The sequence below is a fragment of the Actinoplanes sichuanensis genome (assembly GCF_033097365.1).
Lineage (GTDB): Bacteria > Actinomycetota > Actinomycetes > Mycobacteriales > Micromonosporaceae > Actinoplanes > Actinoplanes sichuanensis.
Genome location: NZ_AP028461.1, coordinates 4,109,171 through 4,134,067 on the forward strand (window position 1 = coordinate 4,109,171; position 24,897 = coordinate 4,134,067).

Sequence of the window (24,897 nt, forward strand, 5' to 3'; positions counted from 1 at the left end):
CGACTACGTGAGAGGCGGCCGGGAAGCGGCTGGGCTCGACGCCGGCACCGTCAGGACGTACTCGGCGGTCACCTCGAACGTACCCGCGGTGCCGTGGATTCGGACGGTGTGTTCGCCGCCGGCCGGTGCCGGGATCCGGGCCCACAGCCCGCAACCCACGCCCTCGGTCACACCGGCGTCGCCGGTCACCGGGTTGCCCGCCCCGGCGGGGAACGTGATGGGCTCGTGCTCGATGCGTTCCACCGCGACCGGCGCGCCGTCGAATTCGATCGTGCCGGTGGCGTCGGCCATGAATTCGCTGCAGTCCCGCTCGGTGCTGCCGACCAGGTTGACGGCGGGCATGATCAAAGGCACGCCGGGCGGTACGGTGCACCGGCGCTGAACCCGGCTGCCGAAGGTGCCGGCCAGGAACCACGTGTCGGCGGGCTGGTTGCGTGCGCAGTGCTCGCCGGTGCCGTCGGCGACCGGGTTCGTGGCGGTGGGCTCGGCGGCGGCCCACTGCCACCAGGCCGCTTGGATGGAGGGCGGAGCCGGGGATGCCGTGGTGGACGGCGTCGGGGTGGCGATGTCGTCGGCGATCTGTCCATCGCAGCCGGTGAGCAGGACGACACACGACATCGCAGCGACAACCCTTTTCCACATGATCGTCCACCCTAGTCGAGAGGACGGACGAGCACCTGCCCGCGTTCGGCAGCGCTGTCACTGTGCACGCGGACCCGGCCGGCTGCTCAAGCGTGAGGTCTACCGAGTCAGGGGGTGGTGATTCGTGGACGTTCGTTACCGGCCAAAGCATCCACACACGCCGACACCACCGCCGGCCGAACCTCCGCCAGCACCGGCAACGACACCTGCCACGACGCCGCCGCCAGAACTCCACCCAGAATCCGGCCGGCCCGATCGGTCTCCCCGGTCGCGGCGATCGCCACGGCCGCTGCGGTCAGCGCTCGCGCCTGCCTCTCCGAGTCGGGGATCGAGCGGGCCACGGTCTCGGCCCGGGCCGCAAGCAGGCCCGCCCGGCCCGGATCGGTGCCGGCGACCGCGGCAGCCACCGCAGCCAGCGCGCGTGTCCGCTGGTCCGGGTTGGTGATCGAGTCGGCCAGGGTCGCGGCCCGGCCGGGATCGGCGCCGACGACCGCCGCGGCCACCGCAGCGAGAGCGTGCGCCTGCCGGCTCGAGTTGGTGATGGAACGGGCCACGGTCTCGGCCCGGGCAGCGAGCAGGCCGGCCCAGCTGGGGTCGGTGCCGGCGACCGCGGCGGCCACCGCAGCCAGCGCTCGCGCCTGCCAGTGCGGGTCGGTGATCGAACGGGCCACGGTCTCGGCCCGGGCAGCGAGCAGGCCGGCCCGGCCGGGATCGGCGCCGACGACCGCGGCGGTCACCGCAGCCAGCGTCTGCGCCTGCCAGTAAGGGCTGGGGATCGAGTCGGCCAGGGTCTCAGCCCGGCCGGGATCGGCGCCGGCGACCGCGGCGACCACCGCCGCCAGCGCCTGCGCCCGCTGGTCCGGGTGGGTGATCGAGTCGGCCAGGGTCTCAGCCCGGCCGGGATCGGCGCCGGCGATCGCGGCGGCCACCGCGATCAGCGCGCGCGCCCGCTGGTCCGGGTGGGTGATCGAGCGGGCCAGGGATTCGGCCCGGCCGGGATCGGTGCCGGCGAGCGCCGCGGCCACCGCGACCAGCGCCAGCGGCCGCTGACGCGCCTCGGTGATCGAGTCGGCCAGGGTCGCGGCCCGGCCGGGATCGGTGCCGGCGATCGCTGCGACCACCGCGACCAGCGCTCGCGCCTGCCGTTCCGGGTCGGTGATCGAACGGGCCACGGTCTCGGCCCGGGCAGCGAGCAGGCCGGCCCGGCCGGGATCGGCGCCGGCGACCGCCCGAGCCACTGCGGCCAGCGTCTGCGCCTGCCAGTAAGGGCTGGTGGTCGAGTCGGCCAGGGTCTCGGCCCGGTGGGGATCGGTGCCGGCGACCGCCCGAGCCAACGCGATCAGTGCCTGCAGCCGCTGGTCGGGGCTGGTGATCGAGCGGGCCAGGTTCTCGGCCCGGCCGGGATCGGTGCCGGCGACCGCTGCGATCACTGCGAGCATCGCACGCGCCCGCTGGTCCGGGTCGATGATCGAGCGGGCCACGATCTCGGCCCGGCCGGGATCAGTGTCGGCGAGCGTTGCGGCCACGGCGACCAGCGCGCGCGCCTGCCGTTCCGGGTTGGCGATCGAGCGGGCCACGGTTTCGGCGTGGGCAGCGAGCGGGCCGGCCCGGCCGGGATCGGTGTCGGCGACCGCCGCGGCTACCGCGGCCAGCGCTCGCGCCCGCTCGTCAGGGTTGGTGATCGAGCCGGCCAGGGTCTCGGCCCGGCCGGGATCGGTGTCGGCGACCACCGCGGCCGCCGCGGCCAGCGCTCGCGCCCGCTCGTCAGGGTTGGTGAACGAGTCGGCCAGGGTCTCAGCCCGGCCGGGATCGGTGTCGGCGACCACCGTGACCACCGCGGCCAGCGCCTGCGCCCGCTGGCCCGCCTCGGTGATCGAGCGGGCCAGGGTCTCAGCGCGGCCGGCATCGGTGCCGGCGACCACCGTGACCACCGCGGCCAGCGCCTGCGCCCGCTGGCCCGCCTCGGTGATCGAGCGGGCCAGGGTCTCAGCCCGGCCGGCATCGGTGCCGGCGACCGCCGCGACCATGGCGACTTGCGCCTGCGCCTGCCAGTACGGGTCGGCGATGGAGTCGGCCACGGTGGCGGCCTGGTCGGGATCGGTGTCGGCGACTGCTGCGACTACCGCGACCAGCGCGCGCGCCTGACGTTCCGGGTCGATGATCGAGCGGGCGAGGGCTTCGGCGCGGGGCATCTGTCCGAGGGCGGCCCAGACAGCGGGCAGGTCGATGGGGATGTTGGTGTTGCGGTCGATGAGGTTGGTGCGGCGGATGCACAGCTTCAGCATCGCCTCCAGATCGGGGTCCGGCGCGGCGAGGACGAGGTTCTGGCAGGTGGTGATCTCGGCGAGGGCGGCGGCGTCGCCGCCGGACAGGTCCAGCATCCGGTCGTGGCGGTCGGGGTCGGTGACCAGCGAGACCAGTCTCGCCGCGTCGCCGGTGGCGGCCAGCATGCGTGGGTAGCCGCGCAGCAGGTAATCCGGAGTGCCGGTCGGCCAAGCCGGCCGACTGCCGGTAGGAACACGATATTCATCGGCCCAAGCGTTCAGGCGAGTGCGGTAGCCGGCCAGTCGGGATTGACCGAGGTAGCCGGTGGCGGCCAGTTGTAGTTCCTCGTGCCCGAGCAGGTACACCTCGGGCCCGGTGTCCGGATCCCACTCGGTGTTGCGGCGGGTGAAGGTCCGCCCGGCCACGGTGTGCAGGACGTCCTCGATCTCGAGCAGACCCGTGCCGGTCAGCTCCTGCAGATCGGGCCCGGACAGGCCACCACGCGCCGCGGTCAGCAGACCGAGCAGGTCCTGCTCGATGTCGCGGCCCTTCAGCAGGCGTTTGAGTTCGGCCTTTCCGAGGCGCTGAAGATCGCGTGCATACGCCGATGCGGACAGCCGGCGCACGATGCCCGGATCCCGCAGCGGATGCCAGTCCGGTACGTCGTCAGGGACCGGTGGGTTCGGCCGTCCGGCCACGACGACCCGCAACCCGGCTGGTGGGCTGCCGGGTAGTAGCCCGGCGATACTGTGCGCGTGCACGCCTTCGGCGGTGCTGCGGTCCTCGTCCAGGCCGTCGACGAGCAACACCAGCCGCATCCCTCGCGCTGTGCAGGCACCGGCGGCCTGGGCGAGCAGGTCCAGCAGCCACGCTTCCCGCAATCCCTCGTCCGGGATGGTCGGCGGCGGCTGCCCGGTCAAGGCACCCAGCTGCTCGGTCACCGCCGCGACGAACGCCGCCCGGGTGTCGGAGCCGGCCAACCGGGCGGTGATGAAGAACGCCACCACCTGTACCCGCGATCGCACCGTCTCCGGCGGATCCAATACGAACGTCGACAACAATGCCGACTTGCCCGCCCACGGGCCCGCCTGCCACCACACGTACAGGCCTCGGCTCGGTTCCAGGCAGAACCCGGCCAGCTCCGCCAGCTCCTGCTCGCGGCCTTCCAATACCGGTGGTGCGATCCGGCGGACCTGCTCCAGATACGCCGATTGCGCCGCCAGCAAGGGTCCCGGCGGCGGGGCGACAGGTTCGCGGAGCAGCAGGGTTACTCGCGCATCGACGGTGTGCTCGTCCAGGCCGCATTCCCGGGCCAGCATCCGGGCGACCGCGCGGACATCGGCCTGATCAGCCGGGCCGCCCCGGGAGATGATCCGCTGGATCACGTCCTTCCTCGGCGCACCGGGCAGACTCAGATCGTCGCCGATCCGTTTCTCCAGGGCCATCAGTGCGGGCCTGCCCGCCTTCTCATGTAGGTCGTAGAGAAGGTCGCGGACCCTCTGTTGCGGACCGGGGGTGAGGTCCGGCCGGGCCAGGCTCCGTGGGCGCCGTACCGGGGCACGCCTGCCCGGTACCGCGGGTGGGCGGCGCACTGGTCGGGACTCGTCGGCATTCATCGCCGATCGATGATGCCCCACGGCTACCGCTCGTGGCCGGCCCGACACTCGTCGGCACTCAGGTTGTCCCCTTCCGGATGGTCCGAGCCTGAAAGCGCAAGCCGGCGCCGGCTCCGCATCGCGCCTACGACATTCAGGGAGCATCCGATGACTCGAACCTCGCCACACTCCCACGACCCGGGGCCGCGTCGTGCCCGGATCACCCTCGCCGTGATCACCGCCGTCCTTGCGGGCGCCGTCCGAGCGGTGATCAGCTGGTTGCTCGACCATCTGATCACCGGCGGTTGACCCGCGCACGGGGCGGGAACTCTGCGCCGGACCAGCGAGATCCCGCCCCTCATCACCGGCCACCCGTGTGGAGGAGTACCGACGGCCGTGCGCTCGGCTTCGGAATCGACAGCTGAAGAAGAGGCGACCCGGACCGGCAATGGGTTGCAGGGCTGTGTGCCGGGTTTGGCTGCTGTCATGTCTGGGCGGTTTGCCCGAGACAGACCACATCCACGATGATAGGTGCGTGTCAATCGAGGCAGCGCTGCGTGTCGTGATCGCTGAGGACTCGGGCCTGCTGAGGGAACTGCTGGTCCGTCTGCTGACCGAGAACGGCATGGTCGTGTGTGGCCAGGCGGGTTCCCTGCCCGAGTTGCTCTCGATCGTCACCGCCGACCCGCCTGACCTGGTGATCTCGGATATCCGGATGCCGCCGACGTTTAGTGACGAAGGCATCGACGGGGCCGCGCAGATCCGGGCCCGGCATCCCGAGACCGGTCTGCTGATCCTCACGCACTACCCGGAGGCGGCGTACGCGGTCCGGCTGCTGGAGATCGCCGACCGTGCGGTCGGCTACATCGTCAAGGACCGGGTGCAGGACACCACCCGTTTCCTCGAGGCGGCCAGGCGGGTCGCCGCCGGTGAGACCGTCATCGACTCGCAGGTGGTGCAGGCGGTCTTCCGCCGCCCGCGGCCGGCGAACCCGCTGGACCAGCTCGCCCCTTCGGAACGGCAGATCCTCGCCCTGATCGCCGAGGGCCGTTCGAACTCCGCCATCGCGACGCGCCTGAACTACAGCGTCAAGACGGTCGAGAAACGGGTGACCTCGATCGGGCAGGCACTGGGGTTGCCGTCGGTGGAGGACGACGGCCGCAGCGACGTCAATGTGCGGGTGCTGGCGGTGCTCGCCTACCTGCGGCAGACGCAGCACTGATGGTCACCCGACCCGTCGCCGCCGGCCGGCCGGTCGGGCCGGCCGCGGATCCGTGGCGGCCGCGGCAACGCTGGTGGATCGATCCACGGACGGCTGTCGCGGCGGGATGTGTGCTGGCCGTGGCCGCGCAGTGGCCGGTGATGCCGATCGGGCCGACGTTGGCGATCGTCAACGGGCTGGTGGGCGTTCTGCTGCTGCTGACCGGTGCGCTGCTGGGCGCCGAGGACGATCAGCGTGGCAACGGGCGCCTGTTCGTCCTGGCGGGGGTGGCGTGGGCCGGGGTCGGGCTGGAGAACTGGGGTTCGGCGCCCCTGAAACTGGTCGGCTGGCTGTGCAGCGGGCTGTTCGCGTTCGTGGCGCTGACCGTGCTGTTGCGCTACCCGGAGCAGCGGCTGCGGCACCCGTACCAGCGCCTGTTCGTGGTGGTCGCGTTCGTGTGGGTGGAGGTGGCCGCGCTGGCCATCGCGGCCACGAAGGGCATTCCGATTCGCGGTTCGGCGCCGACTCTGCTGTTCGGCGGTCTGGCCGACCGGCAGACGGGCCTGCTCATCGAGACGGTCGGCTGGGCGGGCCTCGTCGTCATCGCGCTGATCTTCGTCGGCATGCTGGGCGTACGACTGGCTCGCGCCAGGGGTCTGCAACGCCGTACGCTCACGCCGGTTTTGGTGGCGGCGATCGCCGCGGGTGTCGCGATGGGTGTGCGGCGTGCCGCGATCGTGCTGTCCGATGCACATCTGCTGGCGCTGCCGTTGCAGTTGATCGAGCCGCTGGCGTTGATCGCCGTTCCCGGTGGGTTCCTGGTCGCGGCGCTGCAGCGGCGGCTGGCGCGGGCGGCGGTCGCCGACATGGTGCTCTCGCTGACCCGGCCAGGCGGCGGCGGGGACGTTCTGGTCGCGTTACGCACCGCGTTGCACGACCCGAACCTGCAGATCCTCTACTGGGTCGACGACGAGGCGGGCTATCGTCGCGCCGACGGCAGTCCCGACGATGCCGGTATCGCGGACGGCTGCGTGTCGATACCCATCGTGGCCGGCAACGGTGACCGGTTGGCGCTGGTCCGGATGGACGCCATGCTCACCCGGCATGCGTCCATCGTCGACGCGGCGTTGAGCGCGGCGATGCTCGCCTTGGAGAACGCCCGGCTTCAGGCCGGAATCCGAGCACAACTCGCGGAGGTACGGGCGTCGCGTTCTCGGATAGTCGAGGCGGGACTCGCCGAACGGCGTCGGCTCGAACAGAACCTGCACGACGGGGCGCAGCAGCGGCTGCTGGCGTTGTCGATGCAGTTGGCCGGCCTGCGTACCGCGGTGGCCGACGCCGGGGCCGGGCGTCTGATCGATGACGCGTGCGCCACGCTGCGTGACGCGACCCGCGAGTTGCGGGAGTTGGCTCATGGTCTGCATCCGGCGGTCCTGACTCAGATGGGTCTCGCCGCGGCGCTGGAGTCGGTCGCGGGGCGTTTTCCGCTGCCGGTTCTGCTCGCGATCCCGGCGAGCCGGTGGCCCGAGGCGGTGGAGTCGACGGCGTACTTCGTGGCCTGTGAGGCGATCACCAATGCCGTCAAGCATGCCGAGGCCACTGAGGTGTCCGTGACGGTCGTGGAGCAGGACGGCAGTCTGCGGCTGCAGGTCCGTGATGACGGTGTGGGTGGGGCCGATCCGCCTGGTCAGGGCTTGACCGGCATCCGTGATCGGGTCGCCGCGGCCGGCGGCGCCTGGGGTCTGGCCAGTCCTCGCGGTGCGGGAACGACGGTGACGGTGACGTTGCCGCTGGGCCGGTAGGCTCCGTTTTCGTTCGTTTCACTACCGGTACAGAAGCGGGGTAGGTGCCCGAGATCTGCGCCCTGGGGTGCTTGACGCCCTGAACCCGGTCACGGGTGGGGAGGACCACGGCGAGCAGGTGGCGGGCGCCGACCCGGGTCACCCACCTGCTCGGTCCAGTACGCATGGTCGTTGCGGGTGTCCTGGGTGTCGGGGTGCTTGACACCCTGAGCCCGCTCACGGATGGGGAGGACTTCGGCGAGCAGGTCGCGGGCACCGACCGGATCACCTGCAACCCCGGTCCAGTGCGCCAGGTTGTGGCGGGTGCTCAGGGTCTCGGGATGTTCGACGCCCAACACCCGCTCACGGATGGGGAGCACCTCGGCGAGCAGGTCCCGGGCACCGACCGGATCACCTGCAACCCCGATCCAGTGCGCCAGGTCGTAGCGGGTGGTCACGGTGTCGGGGTGCTCGGCGCCCAGCACCCGCTCACGGATGGGGAGCACTTCGGTGAACAGATCGCGGGCACCGACCGGATCCCCTGCAACCCCGGTCCAGCGCGCCAGGTTGTGGCGGGTGTCCAGGGTGTCGGGGTGCTCGACACCCTGGACCCGCTCACGGATGGGGAGCAGCTCGGCGAACAGGTCTCGGGCGTTCTGGTGGAGGCCGGCTTCGCCGAGATAGCGGGCGGTTTTCTGTGTCAGGCCGCAGACGTCGAGGAGTGTTTCGTCGCTGGTCTCGGGTTGCGTGGTCGCTTCTCTGAGCAGGTCGGTGGTGTGCGGGGCGAGTGTCTGCCAGATGGGCCAGGTCGTGGGATCGTCGGTGTCGAGATTGGTGGTGTTCTTCAGCAGGAGGGTGATGGCCACGGCGAGGTAGGTGGTGTGCCGCTGGGTGATGTGCAGAGGGCGGCGGCTGGTGTCGCGGATGAGGGGATGCAGCCGCGCGAGGGTGACGGGTGTCGAGCGCTGGATTTGTTCGAGGGTGACCAGTCCTACGCCGGTCAGGGCTTGCAGGAGCGTGGCGAGGTGCTCGCCGGTGAGATCCGGTAGAAGAGCGGTGGCGGCCAGGGTGGCCGGGTCGAGCAGGTGGGTGGGGATCGGGGCGTCGGCGAAGGTGGCCAGCAGCCGCAGCAGGGTGCGGGCTTGCGGCAGGCCTCGCGTGTCGAGCAGGTCCAGCGACAGTTCCCAGGTCCGGTCGATGGTGCGGCGCGCCTGTGCCTCGCTGAGCGTGCCCGCGGCCGGTGTCGGTATGGGTTTGTGGCCGGTGTCCAAGGCGGTGCGGTATCCGGCGAACGTCGTGGGTGAGCCGGCGACCCCGGTGCGGCGCACCTGGCTGATGGTCTGACCGGCGATACCCAGGGCCAGCGGTAGCCCGCCGAGTCGTTCGGCCAGTGCGGTGGCCTGCTCGACAGTGCCTGCGGCGGCGCCGGCGTGGTCCAGGAGCACGGCTGCGCCGTCGGCCGGGGCGAGCATCCCCACCCGGATGCAGCCGGTACCAGCCGCCGCTGTCTCCGTCGTCGTGATACCGGGCGGCGGGCCAGGTGGCGGGATCACCGTCGCGGGTGGTCAGCAGTAGCAGGCCGCGGCGGTGCGGGACGGGCCGGAGCCAGCCGCGTCCGGCAGCGACCGGTTCGTCGGGTGGGGTGAGCAGCCGGGTGTCGTCGGCGTTGTCGATGACCAGCAGCCAGGGCTGCGTCAACTGGTCGAGCATTCCCCAGACCAGGTCGGGGCCGCTTCCGGTATCGGCCCAGGCGTGCTCGATATCAGCGGCGGACGCGCCCAGCTCGGCGGCGAGCTGCCGCATCCCGGTGTCCAGCTGGGTGGCCGTGGCGGCCGATACCCACCACACCCGTACCCCGGCGCGAGTCAGTCGGCCCGCGACCAGCTGCGCGACGGTGGTTTTACCCGCCCCGCCCATCCCGTGCAGAACGTTGGCCCGCGGCCGGTGACGACCTCGCCGGCTGTACAGGGCGGTCATCTGGTCGACCAGCCGGTCACGTCCTCGGATGTCGCGGTCGGTCACTTGCGGCGGGCGAAGCGAGGCAATCGCCGGACGGGTAGCGGCGGCTCTCCGGGGGACGAATATGTGCCGCACCGTCGCACCGAGCCCCGGTGGGGTGTTCGTGCCGGCCATGCGCTGCTGGATCACCGCCAGCAGCATCAGCAGCAGAACGGACGTGGCCACCACCGACCAGATCACCGCCGGGCTGTGCACCCACCGCCAGGCCGGCAGCATCCCGGTACCGATGTTGGTCGCCGCACCCAACGCTGCGGTGAGCAGGATTAGCACGGCTGCCATCGCGGCTAGGACCGCACCACGGCCGCGCTGGCCGGGGCGGCTCACGAGCACCCCGGCAGGTCGATGTCGCGGCTGGCAACGGCCTCATCGTGTCGGGCCATCAGGCAACCGAGGCTGAGCCGGCCCGAGCCGCCACCACCAACAGCCACCGCGGCCGACCCGCCTCGACCAGGTTGGTCGCCAGATCACCGACCAAGGCCGACGCATCCGCCGGCAAGGCCGCTGACACCGGTGAAGGTGTCCGCCATCGTCTACCCATAGATCACTCCGACAGTCGAGGGCAAACCCATCGCCGTTGTACCAGCCAGATGCCATGAGCCACCACAGTGATATCGATCGAAGGGGCGGATCCCGCCACCGAGCACACCGGTCATGATCGGAGGGTTTTCCCTCCCGCCTTGGCGGGTTGGCACCACGGCGCGGTGCCCGGCGCGGGGGCGAAGCTGACGTCCTCACCGAAACCCGGTGGGAGGACGGGATGGTCGAAGATGAGAAACGTATCGCCGGCAGTGAAACGTCGCCTTGCCTGGGTGATGGCGGTGGTCGTGTCGCTGAGCGTCGCGCTCGGTGTGATGGCGGCTCCGGCACAGGCGGCCAGAATCTGCAGTGGAGCGCCGGCCATCAACCTGTGCCTGTGGATCGACCGGCTGGACAGCGGCTTCTACCGGGTCCACGTCGGTATCGACGTGCACATGAGCCTGGACGTGGCCCAGGAGTATGTCGACGACGCGGGGAACCCGTTCGCCGTGGTCACCATCGGCAACAGCGGCTCGGCCCGATTCGTGGTTCCGCTGGTCGCGGTGGGTGCGTCGGCCGAGTCGGGGCTCAGCGGTGACTTCGAGACCGTGGTCTCGGGTAGCGCCCTGAACGAGAACCCGGCGGGCCAGGACCGGATCCGTGCCCGGGTCCAGTTGATCGACACCGACACCAACCGCATCACCGGGACCTACACCTCGGGTGTGATCGTCGGTAACTGGCCCTGATCCACGCGCCCCGCTGAAGCGGTTCCGAGGGGGGACGGTCGGGGCGCGTCGAGAGCCGGTCAGCAGGACACGGGGGCTGCCGTGGACCTGCTGACCGGTTACTCGCTCAGATGTCCGCCTTCGGTACGAGCGCCCATTCGGTGGCGGCGGCCGTACCCGATGTCGATCATTGCGAGCGCCGGTGCCGACCGGAATCCGCCGGCTCGGGCCGGGACCGGCTCAAGGGTCGGTCCTCGATCTACCGGCTGTTCGCGATCATCCGGCGCATGACCTTGAGCGCCACCACGTACTCCTCGTCCGGGATCCCCTCGTGGATCTGCGCACGGAGCTGCGCCACGAGTCGCCTGATACGGTCCTGTGCCGCCCGTCCCGCCTCGGTGAGGTGCAGCCGTCGCGCCTCGTCCGTGACGATCCAGCCGCGGTGCAGGAGTTGATCGGTGGCACGAGGCACCTCGTGAGGGCCGTCCGCAACGTCCGCCAGCTGTGCCGCGACATCCTCCGGCGTCAGCCCGGCGCCGGCGTCCACTCGGGTGAGGATCCACCACTGCGGCTGGGTGACGTCGATGGCGGCCATGGCGTCGCGGAGCCGATTGACGACGACCTTGTGCACGGCGCCACTCCAATACCCGATGGGCTGCGCGGCGAGGGCATCGTCGGTGGCGGAGGGGTCAGCGGTCGCGGGCGTGGTATCGGAATTCACCAGACCTCGAATTCATCAGCGTCGAATGTTTTCGGTCATCGTATCGAAACCGTCCTCTGCCGACCGGCCGTCGCTGAAGCGGTCACCCGACACCTGCACGACCGGACCGGGCGCGCTCCGGACGTACCGCATGAATTGCTCGTCGCTCCTGTTACCGACGAACGAGAACAGTTCCGGGCGCCGCCGGAGCCCAACCGGCGGATGGACCGGGTCTGATCTATCCGCCGCGCTTCATCCTGTTTGATGTCCTCGCGGCTGATCCCCGGTTCGGGGTTCGGTCGCGGTTCAGCAGATGGTCGTGGCGCTCGGCCGACCGAGTTGCCTTGGCGTTTCGGCTCAGTCGGGCATGTTCCTGTCCGATCAGGGTGGCGTGACGGCCTGGATCGACAGGGTGATCCCTGACATTCGGCTCCCGGACGGGACTTTCGCCGCCCGGCACCGGGCCTTGCGTGCGGTCCTCACGATGCTTTTGCCGGTGATCGTCGCGGCCGCCGCGTTCCAGGACTGGATCGCGCTTCGCGTCGGGCAGCCGCATGCGGGGCATTCGCGCGGTGCGGTGATCGTGTGGTCGATGGTGGCGGCCACCCTGGCCTGCGCCGTGCTGGCCGCCTTGATCAAGTCGCGGCGGGCCGGGGCGATCGTGGTGTCGCTGGGGTTGCTGCTGGGTTCGGCGGCGCTGGTGCACGCCGGCGGCGGTCTGACCGATCTGCACTTCTCGTTCTTCGTGGTGCTCGGGCTGATCAGTCTCTACCAGGAATGGCTGGCGCTGGTCCTGTCGGTGGCCCTGGTCGCGGTCCATCACATGCTGGTCGGGCTGGTCGTACCCACGCTGGTCTTCTCCGATCCGCGGGCCTGGGCCCATCCGGTGTACTTCGCGCTGCTGCATGCGGTCTTCGTGCTGGCGATGTGTGCGGTGCAGCTCGCCTACTGGCGGTTCGTCCGACGTGCCCAGGTGGAGGTGGCGGAGGTTCAGGAGCGGGCCGCCGAGCAGCTGCGACGGCGGGAGGAACGCTACCGTGCGCTGGTGCAGGACTCCTGCGACGTGATCAACGTGGTCGACGTGACAGGTGTGATCGGCTCGGTGAGCCCGGCCGCGTTGGCCGTCATGGGCTACCAGCCCGACGACCTGGTCGGCACCGACTATTTCCAGCTCATCCACCCCGATGACCGGGCGGCTCTGGTGGCGTTCCCCGGTTCCGGGGCGGCCGAACAGCGAACCGAGGTCCGGACCCGGCACGCGGACGGCACCTGGCACTGGCACGACGTGACCCTTCGTGATCTGACCGGCAACCCGGCGGTCGGTGGCCTGGTGATCAGCCATCGCGACGTCACGGAGCGGCGCGAGTTCCAGGATCTGCTGCAGCACGAGGCGGCCCACGACGTACTGACCGGGCTGCTCAACCGGGGTGCGTTCCTGAAAGCGCTCGATCAGGCGCTGGCGAACCTGCCCGCCGGCCAACGGCTGGCGGTGCTCTTCGTCGACCTCAACGACTTCAAACCGGTCAACGACACGTACGGCCACGAAGCCGGTGACCAGCTTCTGATCGCGGCCGGCAACGCGCTGCAACGGTCGGTGCTGGGGGCGGACACGGTGGGTCGGCTCGGCGGCGACGAGTTCGCCGTGGTGCTGGTCGACATCACCCTGCCGGAGAACGCGATCGCGGTGGCCACCCGCATCCTGCACGCGCTGGCCGAGCCGATCACCGTCGGCGGCGCCACCCTCAGCAGCACGGCCAGTATCGGCATCGCGCTGTCCGGCCCCGACGTCACCGGAACCGACGAGTTGCTCCAGCGGGCCGACGTGGCGATGTACCAGGCCAAACGAGCCAAGGACTCCGGCTGGGCGCTGGCCGGCGGCGACCGGGCCACGACGGGCAGCTGATCCGGGTCGGCCGGTTCGGCCTCGATGCCCTCGACTGTCGGGGTGGGGAATGGCCGACGGTCGACGGGGTGCGCGACGGCGCCGCGACTCCGGGGATCGGCCGGGTCCGTCAGGTCGCAGAAAAATGGATCGCCCTCTCGCCACCCCGGACCGTTCGGCAGGCAGCCCAGGGAGATCTCGAATGATCGACTCTGCTGGATGTCACTCGCCGGCGGGAGTGTGGGTTCGGTTGCGACGGTGAGACACTCTGGGACCGGCCGGTCGGTGACGCTACGCGAAGGGTTGATCACCTGTGGTTGATATCGGAGTGTTGGTGCAGGACCTGATGCCGTTCGTGACGGCTGCCGCCGGCGCGTACGGCGGCGCGGTGGTGCAGAAGGTGTCCGACGCCGCGGCCGATGCGGGAGCGCAGGCGACGGTGGGCGTGGGTCGGCGGGTGTTGCGACGGTTGTTCACGTCCGGCCGGGGTGAGCAGGTGCAGGCGGCCGTGGTGGAGCTGGCCGAGGCACCGGAGGACGAGGCGTCGGTGGACGCGGTGCGCGCACAGCTGGTGGAGGCGCTGTCCCAGGACCGGCAGCTGGTGACGGATCTGGCCCGGGATCTCGCGGACGCCGGAGTCGGCGGCGACCGGTACACCGTGACCGTGTCGGGCGGTCAGGGCGTGCAGGTCGGCTCGCACAACAGCCAGACCAACACGTTCACCACGCCTGCGGCGTGAGCACCGGTGAGCCCGCACCCGCCGACGGCGGGACCGACGCGATTCGGGTGTCCGGCGGGCAGGGGGTGCAGATCGGCTGGCACAACACCCAGACCAACGTCTGGGTGGATCCGGCCGGGGTGCCCCCACCACAGACGGTCGGCGGCGGGTCGGTGCACAACCTGCCGCGGGCGTCGGCGGTGTTCTTCGGCCGGGACCTGGGTGCGCTCGCCGGCCGGCTCGGTGGCGACGAGGCGGGGGTGGTCGTCGGGCAGTCCGGTGCGGTCCACGGGCTGGGCGGCATCGGCAAGAGCGAGCTGGTCAATCACTACGCCCGCGGATATCTGTCGCGGTACTCGCTGGTGTGGTGGATCACCGCGGACAGCCCCGCGAATCTGGATCTGGGGCTCGCCGAGCTGACCCGACGGCTGCATCCGGTGGCGACGCTGGCCGACGCGCGGGCCTGGGCGGTGGGCTGGTTGCAGTCGCACACCGGCTGGCTGCTGATCCTGGACAACGTGGAGGATGTCGGCCACATCGACGCGTTACTGGGCGCCGTCGCTGATCGAGGCCAGATCCTGGTCACCACGCGGCGGGACCTGGGTACGGTCTGGTGGGCGAAGCTGGGGCTGACGCCGCTGCCGCTGGGGGTGCTGGCCAGGTCGGCGTCGGTGCAGTTGCTGACCCGGTTGAGCGGGCGTGACGATGTCGAGGGCGCCGGACGGTTGGCGTCCGATCTGGGGGATCTCCCGCTGGCGCTGGAGCAGGCCGCCGCGTACGTGTGCCAACACGCGGCGCTGAGTTTCGACGACTACCGCAAGCTGCTGGCCGTGCAGTTTCCACGAGTGGCCGCCGACAGTGGATTCGGCGCGACGGATGGTCGGGCGGTGGCGTCGGTGTGGGCGCTGACCATGACCGCGATCCGAGCGTCGAACCCGCTGGCCGGGCGGGTCTTGGATGTGCTGGCGTGGCTGGCGCCCGACGATCTCCCCGACGACGTGCTGTCCCCGCTGGCCGATGACCGGTTCGATGTCGAGGAGGCGCTGGCGCTGCTGGCGTCCTACAGCATGATCAGTCGGGCCGATGATGCGGTGAGCGTGCACCGGCTGGTCCAGGCCGTGACCCGCCACCACCAGTCGCAAGCCGGAACGGTTCAAGCCATGCAGCACCAGGTCGTCGACCTGTTGACCACCGCGACCCCGGACGATCCGGTCAGACGAGTGCACGACCGGTCGCGCTGGCCGGCCCTACTGCCGCATATCGAAACCTTCATCACCAACCTTCCCGACGAGGATCGCATCTCGGAGGTGGTGGCCCTGGGGAGCCGAGCATCGACCCATCACCTGCTCCAGGGCCGGCTCGGTCCCGCCGCCACCGGGTTCGAGCGTGCGCTGACCGACCAGCGGCGGGTGCTGGGCGACGATCATCCGGACACCCTGACCACACGGCACAATCTCGCCCTCGCCCACAAAGAGGCGGGCCGGCTGGACGAGGCGATCAGCCAGTACGAGCAGGTACTCGCCGACCGGCGCCGGGTGCTGGGTGAGGACGACTCGGGCACCCTGACCACATGGCACAATCTCGCCTACACCTACCGGGCGGCCGGTCGGCTGGACGAGGCGATCAGTACCTACGAACACGTGCTGGCCGGCCATCGGCGGGTACTGGGCGACGACCACCCGGGCACCCTGACCACGCAACGCAACCTCGCCGACGCCCACCGGGAAGCGGGTCGGCTGGATGAGGCGATCAATACGTACAAGAAGGTCCTGGCCGGACAGCAGCGGGTACTGGGTGACGATGCCCCGGAGACCCTGGGCACGCGGAGGCACCTTGCCGCCGCCTACCGGGAGGCTGGATTGCTGGGCCAGGCGACCGACATGCTCGAGCAGGTGCTGGCCGGCCAGCCGGCGGTACTGGGCGACGACCATCCTGGCGTCCTGGCCACCCGGGCCGATCTCGCCGGCGCCTATCGAGCGGCGGGTCGGCCGGCCGAGGCGATCAGTATGTACGAGCAGGTCCTGACCGATGCTCGGCGGGTGCTCGGCGACGACCACCCGGACACCCTCGCCATCCGGAACAATCTCGCCGGCGCCTATCGAGCGGCGGGTCGGCTGGAGGCGGCGATCAGCGCGTACGAGCAGGTCCTGGTCGATGCTCGGCGGGTGCTCGGCGACGACCACCCGGGGACCCTGGCCGCGCGGAACAATCTCGCCGCCACCCACCTCGCAGCGGGTCGGCGGGCCGAGGCGATCGCCGGGTTCGAGCGGGTGCTGATCGACCAGCGGCGGGTGCTGGGTGACGACCACCCGAACACCCTGACCGCTCAAAGCAACATCGCCGGCGCCTATCACCAGGCGGGGCGGGTGGACGAGGCGATCAGCCGCTACGAGCGGGTGCTGGCCGATCGGCGCCGGATACTGGGCGACCACCACCCGGCCACCCTGTCCACGCGACGCAGTCTCGCCGCCGCGCACCGGGAAGCCGGACGGCCGGACGAGTACTGAACCGCCGATGGCGACAGGCCGGCGCCTGCCCTTGACGGATGAACCATCGGTTCGAGGCGGCCTCCGGGGACCGGTCGGCGCGGTCGGCCGGGGATTGCAGATAGTGGAAGATCGACGACAAGCCACAGGTATCGATTGATTCGCATGTTTAACTCCCTGCGCCGACTCTTAGGGGGGAGAAAGCATCCATGTCGAATCATCGACGTGCGCGTGCCCGCCGGCTTGCGGGCTTCTGCGCGGCTCTTCTGATAATCACTCTGGCGCCGCCGGCCGACGTACCGGCCCGGGCCGAACCGGGCGTGGTCCCGACGGTCAGCGAGGGCGCCGCACCACAGCAGCGAGGACTCCCGGCGAACGCGGCCTCGGACGTCGCCGTATCCGAGAAGGACCGGCCACCTGTCGTTCCGCCGTCGGTCACGGCAGGCGGCGAGGCGGCCGAGGTCGGCGCGGCGGCCGTCGCGCGTGCGGCGGCGGCGGCGCCGGGCGAGGCCTTCGTGGACGTGCTGCTGCGACCCGGTTTCGTGGTCGGCGACACCTCGCTGGTCACCTACTTCAACCTCAAGGACCAGGGGTTCGACCAGTGGCGCGTCGACCTCTACGACACCGAGTCGCAGACCCGGCAGGAGTCCGCGGTCCTCAGCCGTGATCAGCTCGGCAAGGACGGCTGCGGCAGCCTGCGCGAGTTCTGCAAATCGCTCGGCGCCGAGCAGGGCTGGGCGCTCGACGCGTCGAAGAACTACTTCGTCACGATCACCGCCCTCTACCCGGACGGTGAGGTGCCGTCGGCGAACTCGGAGAACGCGCAGCCGAGGACCACGGTCGACCCGCCGGCGATTCCGGACCGGCAGGCGGCCGGCTGCGGGTGCAGCGCCGCGCTCGGCATGACCGGCGCCAGCCAGGCGATCCGGGCACAGGGCGTCAACACCGGCACCGGCGCGTTCACCCGCGCCGAGCAGGACCTGAGCATGGCGTCGTTCGGTGTCCCGTTCGCGTCGGCGCGGGCCTACTCCTCGCTGAACACCGGTGCTTCGGCGTTCGGTCCCGGTTGGGCGTGGCTCTACGACCTGAAGATCACACCGGTCGAGGGCGGCGTGCTGGTGCGTGCCGAGGACGGTTCGGACACCGTTTTCCCGGCGAACGGCGACGGCTATTCCAAACCCGCGGGGGTACGGTCGACGCTGCGCAAGGCGGGCGACGGCTGGGAGCTGGTCACCCGCAGCAACATCGTGTACACGTTCGACGCTGCGGGCCGGTTGGTCTCCATCCTGAACCCGCGTCAGGTCGGGCTCCGGTTCACCCACACCGCCACCGCGATCACGGTGACCGACGCCTCCGGGCGTAAGGCGGTGGCGAAGCTCGTCGACGGCCTGATCGAGTCGATCACCCTGCCCGACGGCCGTAAGACGCAGTACTTCTACACCGACGGGCTGCTCACCAAGGTGCGCGACGCGGCCGGCGAGTACTGGCAGTACCGATACAGCGCGGCCCGGCTGCTGACTCAGGTCGTACAGCCGGACAAGGTCGTCGCCCTGACCAACGAGTACACCGAGGGCGGCCGGGTGTCGCGGCAGCTCGACGCGCTCGGCGCCGCCACCACGTTCGTCTGGAACGCCGGCAAGCAGGAGGCGACCACCACGGACGCGGACGGTGTCGTGGTGTGGGACGGCTACAAGGGCAACGTGCTGCTCTACTCGCAGCGCGGCAACGGCGACACCAGCACCCACCGGTACGACGGCGCGCTGAACCGCAACCTCGTGGTCAACGGCAACCAGAACCAGCACGAGTCGAAGTACGACCCGGCCGGGAACCTGGTCGAGCAGTTCGCGCCGGCCAAACGGTTCAGCGAGAAGACCACCTACGACGCACGCAACAATCCGACCAGCCACGTCGACGCGGACGGCCGGACCTGGAAGGACGACTACAACGAGTTCGACGAGTTGGTGAAGAGCACCGACCCGGAGAACCACGCGATCACGTACGCGTACGACAGCCGGGGTCTGCTTCTGACCGTCACCGACCAGCGCGGCAAGGTCACCCGGGCGGAGAACATCCCGGACGGCCAGCCGAACGCGGGACTGGTGAAGGCACAGATCTCGCCGGAGGGCAGGCGCACCGAGTTCGGCTACGACAAGGTCGGGCGGCAGATCACCGCGACGGACCCGCGTGGGACGGTCGCCGGGGCGAAACCCGCCGACTACACGATCCGGACCACCTACGACGAGCTGAACCGGGCCGTCGCGGTGCAGTCGCCGGGCAAGAAGAACCCGGACACCAAGCAGTACGACGCGGTCGGCCGGGTCAAGAAGACCACCTCCGCGGGTGGCGTGACGATCTCGTACGCCTATCTCGACAACGGGTTGCTCAAGGCCACCTACGAGGCGCGGCGGACGCTGCTCTACACGTACACGCCGGCCGGTCGGCGGTTGACCTCCGCGGTCGACATGCGGCACGAGCCGGATCTCGTCACCAGCTGGACCTACAACGCCAAGGGTCTGGCGCAGACGGTGACGTCGGCGCGCGGCAACCTGCCGGGGGCGAACAAGGCCGACTTCACCACGACGTACGTCTACGACAACAACGACAACATCGTCCAGACCCGGCGGCCCTACCCGAACGGCCAGGTCGTCACCCGTGACTACCAGGTCGACGATCTGGACCGCAGCGTCGCGACGGTGGACGAGTTCGGCAAGTCGTCGTCGTTCGACCGGGCGAACAGCGGCCGGGTGCGCAGCACCACCGACAGCCTGGGCCGGACGACCCGGCTCGACTACGACGCCAGCGGCCGGCAGTCGGGCATCACCGACGCGGGCGGCAAACAGACCAAGACCGAGTACGACGCTGCCGGCAACAAGATCAAGCAGATCTCGCCGACCAACGGCGTCACCACCTACGAGTACACCGACGACGGTCTGCTGTCGGCCGTCACCGAGCCGCGCGGCAACGTCGAGGGCGCCGACAAGGAGCGTTTCACCGCGCACTTCGAGTACGACCTGACCGGCAATCAGGTACGCAGCATCGACGCGCTGGACCACGTGACCACCGCGAAGTACGACGCGAACAACCGTCTCGTGGCCACGACCGACGCCAACGGCCACACCAGCCACTACACGTACAACGACGACGACCAGCCGCGGACGGTCACCGGGCCGGACGCCGACTACGACTCCGACGACCCGGAGGAGGAGTCGACCCGCTACGACTACGGTGACGACGGTCAGCTCACCGCCGTCACCGACCCCCGAGGGCACCGCACCAGCGTCTACTACGACGAGGCCGGGCGGCTGGTGCGTACCACCGACCCGATCGGGCGCAGCACCTATGCGCGATACGACGCCGACGGCAACCGGATCCAGACGCTCACCCTCGGCGACGACGAGGAACTCGACGACCTCAGCGCCAAGGAAACCGCCGCTCGCACGATCGTGGACTCCTACGACATCGTCAACCGGCTCCAGACCCGCACGCTGGGCACCGGCGGCCCGGTCTACCAGTGGCGATACGACGGCAAGGACCGGGTGACCTCGTACGGCGACCCGCTCGGCGTCCGCGAGGTGGTCTACGACGACGAGGACCAGATCAAGACGGTCACCCGCAAGGAGGCGGGCCGGGCCGACGAGGTGTACACCTACGACTACGACGCCCGCGGCAACGTCACCGACCGGCGCCTGCCGGACGGGACCACGATGTCGTACGGCTACGACGACGCCAGCCGCATCACCTCGCTGACCACGGCCGGCGCGACGTGGAGCTTCGGCTACGACATCGCCGGCCGGCGCACCAGCACCGTCCTGCCGGGCCCGACCGGGCTGTCCGAGCAGCGGGTCTACGACGAGGCGGGCCGGCTGACCGCGATCGGCACCGACCGCACCGGAACCCCGGTGCCGGGCGTGCAGGATCCGGTCTCGCAGTTCCAGCTCACCCTGGACCCGGTCGGCAACCCGAGCCGGGTGGTCAGCACCCGCGGTGGTGTCGCCGAATCGGTGGCGTACAGCTACGACGAGGCGAACCGGCTCACCTCGGCCTGCTACGCCGTCGCCTCCTGCACCGACAAGAACGCCAAACCCGCGGGGCGCATCGACTACAAGTACGACCTGTCCGGCAACCGGACCAAACAGGTTCGCACCGGCATCGTCGGCAACGACGAGACCGAGTACGAGTACGACGCCGCCGACCAGCTCGTCGAGGAGGAGATCGAGGGCAAGAACTGGGAACGGGAGATCGAGTACCGGTACGACGAGCGCGGCAACCAGATCAAGGCCGGTAGCGACAAGCTCCAGTACAACCTGGACAACACCCTCGCCAAGGCCACGCTGGACTCCGGGCAGACCACCACGTTCGCCTACGACGCCACCGGGCTGCGGGTCTCGTCGGTCTCGGCGCTGCAGGGTCAGACCTCCACCCAGCGCTGGTCGTGGGACGTCGCCGGGACCCTGCCGCAGATCGGGATCGACACGGTCGAGGACGCCGCCGGTGCGGTCGTGGAGAAGCGCGGCTTCGCCTACGGCCCCGACGACGAGCCGCTCGCCCTGCTGGACCCGGCGAGCGGGGTGCACTCCTACACCCACGACTGGTTGGGTGGCATCGCGAACCTGCTGAAGCCGGACGGCACCGTCGAGAGCGGCTACGACTACGACCCGTTCGGCAACCCGCGCACCGGGCCGACGCTGGACGGCCAGCAGCTGCCGGCGCAGAGCGTCGAGAACCCGATGCAGTTCACCGGGCAGTATCAGGACTCCACGTCCGGTGACGGCAACTACTACCTGCGGGCCCGCAACTACGACCCGGGCACCGGCCGGTTCAGCAGCCGGGATCAGATGCCGACGGGTTCGGGCGCCACGTCGGCGTACACCTATGCGTCGAACAACCCGATCGCCTTCACCGACCCGACCGGCATGGTCCCCGACGCCGGCCCGACGACCACGGCGACGCCGGTGGTGGAGACGGGGCCGTCGCCGGAGGAGATCGCCCGGGCCAACCAGATCCAGTCCAAGAGCACCCTGGACGTGATCCTGGAGGCCGGCGGCCAGATCCTGATGGAGTTCCTCGGGATCAACGACATCCTCAACTGTCTCAAGGGCGACCTGGTCGCCTGCGTCTCGATGGTCGTCGGGGCACTGCCGTGGGGCAAGATCTTCAAAGCCAAGAAGATCGGTGAGGCGATCTTCCGGGCGGGCAAGGCGGTCGTCACCTTCTTCCAGGAGGTGAAGTGGGCCCGCGCCATCATCCAGGGCGCGGAGAAGGCCGCCGAAGCGGCGAAGGCGGCGGCTGCGGCAGCCGCCAAGGCCGCCGCGGAGAAGGCCGCCAAGGCCAAGGCCGCCGCCGAGGCGGCGGCCAAGAAGGCCGCCGCCGAAGCCGCGGAGAAGGCGAAGGCGCTCGCCGCCAAGGCCAAGGCCAAGACGAAGAAGTCCGGCGACGAGGGCACCGGCGGTGGTGGCGGCGGTTCCGGGCCGGGCTGCCGGGTCGCGCCGCGGCCGCAGACGCACAGCTTCGTCGCGGGCACCCAGGTGCTGATGGCCGACGGGACGACCGTTGCGATCGAGAAGGTCGAGCCGGGCGACACCGTGCGGGCGACCGACCCGAAGACCGGCGAGTCCGGCGCCCGGCAGGTCACGCACACCATCCGTACCGACGACGACGAGCACTTCGTCGACCTGACCGTCACCGGTGCGGACGGCGAGAAGCACACCATCACCACGACCGAGACCCACCCGTTCTGGTCGCAGACCGACGGGGACTGGGTCGACGCGGGTGATCTGGGCGAGGGCGAACTGCTGCGCACCTCGGCCGGCACCTACGTCCAGTTGTCGGCGGTCCGGTCGTACACCGGCGCCGAACGCACCTACGACCTCACCGTCGACGATCTGCACACCTACTTCGTGGTCGCCGGCGACAGCCCGGTCCTGGTCCACAACGTCGGTGGTCCGGCGTGCCGGACCGCGGTCGGGGACATGGACCACGTCACCTCGGGTGTCCTCGACATCCAGGTCGACGAGGTGCCGTTCGCCAGCGGTGGCCGGGGTTCCGGCGGGTTCGTCGACGACATGGGCCCCCGGGTCCCGGGTATGACGTCCTCGAACTACCACCACGTGGAGATGCAGGCGGCCGCCTACATGCGGCTCAACAAGATCAAGCAGGGCGTTCTGTACATCAACCACCCCGATGGGATCTGCGATTTCTGCAGCGGAGTGGCATACACGAGACCCGGCTCGCCGGTTCTCAGCCCGATCAACGACGCGCTTCCCGAGGGCGCTGAGATGTGGGTCTACAACCAGGGCGGAGAGTTCCTCGGGAAATTCATCGGAAACGCGCTTTAACGAGCGTGGGTGAGTGCCGGCCGGACGTCGTCCGGCCGGCACTCACGCTTTTCGATGGTGGCGTATGCTGGCCGGCGTGGGAGAGCTTGACGATGTGCGCGAGTTCCTTCGCTGGTGGTATGGGCCTGGGCTCGACTCCCCCGCCGGCGCCCTCACGGCCGATGCCGCCGTGCCGCCCGACCTGGCCCAATGGCATTCGGTGGCGGCGCGGGCCGGAGTTCCCGTCACGTTCCAGGATCGTCCGATCGCCCTGACGAGACTGTCGCCCGAGCCCGGTGGAATGCTGCCGTTCTGGGCCGAGAATCAAAACGGTCATCATTGGGCCGTCGATTCCCGGAACAGGGTCTTCGCCCGCGAGTCCGGATCGGAGGATTGGCTGCCCACCGGCGAGGATCTGCGCGGATTCCTGCTGCACTGCACGATCCGGGAAGCGATCATCGGGGCACCGGAGAAATTCACCGTCTTCGTGCCCGAGTCGGTTTTGGGCGACGCTCTGGAATCGTTCGAACCCCTGGGCTTCCCCGCACTCGCCAGCGAGGAGCCGGAGACGCGGCTCTGGGCGGGCGCCGGGGCGCTCGCCCGCGTCACACTCCCCCCGGTCGGCTACGAGCACCCGTCCGAGCAGTTGTGGATGATCACCGTCGCGGTCCCGCGCGGCGCCGACATACAGGGGTATGAGGCACGGTTCGGCGTGCCGAGTTCCGGTGGCGTGACCGGCCCGGCGGCGGGGCGCCCGCCCGAAGAGCCCCCGTTCTGAGCTGTAGTCGAGAAGCGGCCGGCTACGTCGGCCGCCCGGGTGTTTCGGTGATCGACTCGTGGCGTGGCCTCCGATGGATCGGTCGGTTCACAGCGACGCCGGCAGTCGCTGCGCACCGTGGTCGCACCCCGTGCACGCCGTCCGCTGCCGACGGAGTGTGTCCGCGTGCCGCTGAACCTTGTCTCCCTCACCTCGAACGAGCGACGTGGAAGGCGAAACGAGCTTGCGAACGGGGACCACGGTCTAACGAACGCACGATCCGTAGCCACCGTATGGACGGAGTCGAGGGGTCCTCCGGCCTTTGACCCCTCCCGCGCGTCAGGCAGGGTGCGGCAGGTACGCCTGCGCGAGCACGCGCAAGGAATAGGTCAGGCCGGCGTAGCGGACATCGGTGGGGTCCATGACCTCCCATTCCCTCGCGAGCATGTCGACCAGGTCAAGAAGCGGCAGGTGGCTGGCGAGCAGAGCCTCACCGTCGAAACGATGCGCAACCTCGGCGTATGCGCGGTCGGCGGCATGAGAGCTCGTCGTGGTGACGAATTGGCAAGGGCGCACCTCAGTGGAAGGCCCGTCGATCTACGGCTCGTCTCGAACGACGGCCGTCAGCTGGGAAAGCCAGTTGTCGTCATCGGGGCGCCGGTAACGCTCGTAGTGTGATCGCTTGATCTCGCCGATCTGACCGCTCTGCGGATGCCGGTCGCCGGACCAGCGCAGGACATCGGACGAGCCCTCGGCGAGCCAGCCCGCGGCGTCGAGGCCTAGCCAGGCCAGGGCGGCGAAGATTCCCCCGCCGTCGATGTCTTCGATGGGGTGGTCGGCTTCGGTCGGAAGCGGATCGCCAATCGCCATACCGCGGGTCATCCCGGCGTGCTGGACGAATACGCAGCGCAGCGGGATTCCGTCCCTCGCAGCAGTGATCCAGTACGTTCCCGAGACCGTCTCCGCGCCGGCGCAGACCACGGTGCCCAGGCGCTGTGACATCTCGAGCACCATGTCGTCCTCGCTCGACAGCATCACGGAGGTGTCGAGGACAAAGGTGTGCCCGTTGCGCTCACCGATGGTCATCTCGTCGTCGTGAGTGGCCGAAGGTCCCACCTCGAACTCGCCGGCATGCCGGATCAGTTCGGCGAGAAATTCCTGCCGCGTGGCTGTGGCCGCGATGAGCCCGTAGTGCATCCCCATGAATCGAGGACTGTCCTTGGGAAGACAGCATTCCGGCAGGGCAGCTCGGAATGAACACCTGACCTGAGTTCCTGCCACACACGGACCAGCGGC

At 70.0% G+C, this 24,897-nt stretch carries 15 protein-coding genes and 1 pseudogene; 9 read left to right on the forward strand and 7 right to left on the reverse strand.

Translation table 11 applies throughout. The annotated features are described in order from the left end of the window. Nucleotides 1–3 precede the first annotated feature (3 nt). Nucleotides 4–642: a hypothetical protein gene (locus Q0Z83_RS18990; RefSeq protein WP_317795289.1), complete on the reverse strand. Its 639-nt coding sequence runs from the start codon at nucleotides 640–642 to the stop codon at nucleotides 4–6. Between the two features lie 107 nt (nucleotides 643–749). Continuing rightward, nucleotides 750–4,352 carry a hypothetical protein gene (locus Q0Z83_RS18995; protein ID WP_317795290.1) on the reverse strand — a complete coding sequence of 1,201 codons (3,603 nt, stop codon included), beginning with the start codon at nucleotides 4,350–4,352 and terminating at the stop codon, nucleotides 750–752. A 318-nt stretch (nucleotides 4,353–4,670) separates the two neighbouring features. Between Q0Z83_RS18995 and Q0Z83_RS19000 the strand changes: the two genes are divergently transcribed. The 3 genes from Q0Z83_RS19000 (at nucleotide 4,671) to Q0Z83_RS19010 (ending at nucleotide 7,505) form a co-directional block, all read left to right on the forward strand. Continuing rightward, nucleotides 4,671–4,811, forward strand: coding sequence for a hypothetical protein (locus Q0Z83_RS19000; RefSeq protein ID WP_317795291.1), 141 nt, complete (start codon nucleotides 4,671–4,673; stop codon nucleotides 4,809–4,811). A 226-nt stretch (nucleotides 4,812–5,037) separates the two neighbouring features. Then, nucleotides 5,038–5,724 carry a response regulator transcription factor gene (locus tag Q0Z83_RS19005; RefSeq protein ID WP_317795292.1) on the forward strand — a complete coding sequence of 229 codons (687 nt, stop codon included), beginning with the start codon at nucleotides 5,038–5,040 and terminating at the stop codon, nucleotides 5,722–5,724. Further along, nucleotides 5,724–7,505, forward strand: a complete 1,782-nt coding sequence (locus tag Q0Z83_RS19010; protein ID WP_317795293.1) for a sensor histidine kinase — start codon at nucleotides 5,724–5,726, stop codon at nucleotides 7,503–7,505. The genes Q0Z83_RS19005 and Q0Z83_RS19010 overlap by 1 nt, the downstream gene beginning before the upstream one ends. 89 nt (nucleotides 7,506–7,594) lie before the next feature. Here Q0Z83_RS19010 and Q0Z83_RS19015 read toward each other — a convergent pair whose 3' ends face one another. Both Q0Z83_RS19015 and Q0Z83_RS55795 read right to left on the reverse strand, forming a co-directional pair. Beyond that, nucleotides 7,595–8,956, reverse strand: a complete 1,362-nt coding sequence (locus tag Q0Z83_RS19015) for a tetratricopeptide repeat protein (protein ID WP_317797096.1) — start codon at nucleotides 8,954–8,956, stop codon at nucleotides 7,595–7,597. A gap of 193 nt (nucleotides 8,957–9,149) precedes the next feature. After that, a pseudogene (locus Q0Z83_RS55795) lies at nucleotides 9,150–9,782 on the reverse strand (AAA family ATPase); the annotation flags it as partial. A 509-nt stretch (nucleotides 9,783–10,291) separates the two neighbouring features. On the opposite strand from Q0Z83_RS55795, the gene Q0Z83_RS19020 reads away from it, so the two are divergent. Further along, entirely contained in the window at nucleotides 10,292–10,765 is a 474-nt protein-coding gene (locus tag Q0Z83_RS19020) for a hypothetical protein (RefSeq protein WP_317795294.1), read from the forward strand. Between the two features lie 238 nt (nucleotides 10,766–11,003). Here the strand turns inward: Q0Z83_RS19020 and Q0Z83_RS19025 are convergent, their stop codons facing one another. Then, nucleotides 11,004–11,465 (reverse strand): MarR family winged helix-turn-helix transcriptional regulator, encoded by a 462-nt coding sequence (locus tag Q0Z83_RS19025; protein ID WP_317795295.1) that lies wholly within the window; start codon nucleotides 11,463–11,465, stop codon nucleotides 11,004–11,006. A gap of 463 nt (nucleotides 11,466–11,928) precedes the next feature. Here Q0Z83_RS19025 and Q0Z83_RS19030 point away from each other — a divergent pair, with 463 nt between their 5' ends. From Q0Z83_RS19030 to Q0Z83_RS19050, 5 genes are all read left to right on the forward strand, one after another. Then, nucleotides 11,929–13,347: a sensor domain-containing diguanylate cyclase gene (locus Q0Z83_RS19030; protein WP_317795296.1), complete on the forward strand. Its 1,419-nt coding sequence runs from the start codon at nucleotides 11,929–11,931 to the stop codon at nucleotides 13,345–13,347. 313 nt (nucleotides 13,348–13,660) lie between these two features. Next, nucleotides 13,661–14,065, forward strand: coding sequence for a hypothetical protein (locus Q0Z83_RS19035; RefSeq protein WP_317795297.1), 405 nt, complete (start codon nucleotides 13,661–13,663; stop codon nucleotides 14,063–14,065). After that, a complete protein-coding gene (locus tag Q0Z83_RS19040) occupies nucleotides 14,062–16,551 on the forward strand; it encodes a tetratricopeptide repeat protein (protein ID WP_317795298.1) in 2,490 nt (829 codons plus the stop codon). Before Q0Z83_RS19035 ends, Q0Z83_RS19040 begins: the two co-directional genes overlap by 4 nt. A gap of 188 nt (nucleotides 16,552–16,739) precedes the next feature. Then, complete coding sequence (locus tag Q0Z83_RS19045) at nucleotides 16,740–22,865, forward strand: polymorphic toxin-type HINT domain-containing protein (protein ID WP_317795299.1); 6,126 nt, start codon at nucleotides 16,740–16,742, stop codon at nucleotides 22,863–22,865. Nucleotides 22,866–22,929: 64 nt separating this feature from the next. Beyond that, complete coding sequence (locus Q0Z83_RS19050; protein ID WP_317795300.1) at nucleotides 22,930–23,622, forward strand: hypothetical protein; 693 nt, start codon at nucleotides 22,930–22,932, stop codon at nucleotides 23,620–23,622. 318 nt (nucleotides 23,623–23,940) lie between these two features. Here Q0Z83_RS19050 and Q0Z83_RS19055 read toward each other — a convergent pair whose 3' ends face one another. Both Q0Z83_RS19055 and Q0Z83_RS19060 read right to left on the reverse strand, forming a co-directional pair. Beyond that, a complete protein-coding gene (locus Q0Z83_RS19055; protein WP_317795301.1) occupies nucleotides 23,941–24,177 on the reverse strand; it encodes a hypothetical protein in 237 nt (78 codons plus the stop codon). Between the two features lie 21 nt (nucleotides 24,178–24,198). Continuing rightward, the gene (locus Q0Z83_RS19060) at nucleotides 24,199–24,804 is read right to left on the reverse strand and encodes a hypothetical protein (RefSeq protein WP_317795302.1); all 606 of its coding nucleotides are present in this window, start codon (nucleotides 24,802–24,804) and stop codon (nucleotides 24,199–24,201) included. Between the last annotated feature and the right edge of the window lie 93 nt (nucleotides 24,805–24,897).

What these genes read in the sequence shown, in the direction of transcription:
- Q0Z83_RS18990 (WP_317795289.1), bottom strand. Translation starts at nt 642, where the DNA reads ATGTGGAAAAGGGTTGTCGCTGCGATGTCGTGTGTCGTCCTGCTCACC.
- Q0Z83_RS18995 (WP_317795290.1), bottom strand. Translation starts at nt 4,352, where the DNA reads ATGGCCCTGGAGAAACGGATCGGCGACGATCTGAGTCTGCCCGGTGCG.
- Q0Z83_RS19000 (WP_317795291.1), top strand. Translation starts at nt 4,671, where the DNA reads ATGACTCGAACCTCGCCACACTCCCACGACCCGGGGCCGCGTCGTGCC.
- Q0Z83_RS19010 (WP_317795293.1), top strand. Translation starts at nt 5,724, where the DNA reads ATGGTCACCCGACCCGTCGCCGCCGGCCGGCCGGTCGGGCCGGCCGCG.
- Q0Z83_RS19015 (WP_317797096.1), bottom strand. Translation starts at nt 8,956, where the DNA reads ATGCTCGCCCCGGCCGACGGCGCAGCCGTGCTCCTGGACCACGCCGGC.
- Q0Z83_RS19030 (WP_317795296.1), top strand. Translation starts at nt 11,929, where the DNA reads ATGCTTTTGCCGGTGATCGTCGCGGCCGCCGCGTTCCAGGACTGGATC.
- Q0Z83_RS19045 (WP_317795299.1), top strand. Translation starts at nt 16,740, where the DNA reads ATGTCGAATCATCGACGTGCGCGTGCCCGCCGGCTTGCGGGCTTCTGC.
- Q0Z83_RS19050 (WP_317795300.1), top strand. Translation starts at nt 22,930, where the DNA reads ATGCTGGCCGGCGTGGGAGAGCTTGACGATGTGCGCGAGTTCCTTCGC.
- Q0Z83_RS19060 (WP_317795302.1), bottom strand. Translation starts at nt 24,804, where the DNA reads ATGGGGATGCACTACGGGCTCATCGCGGCCACAGCCACGCGGCAGGAA.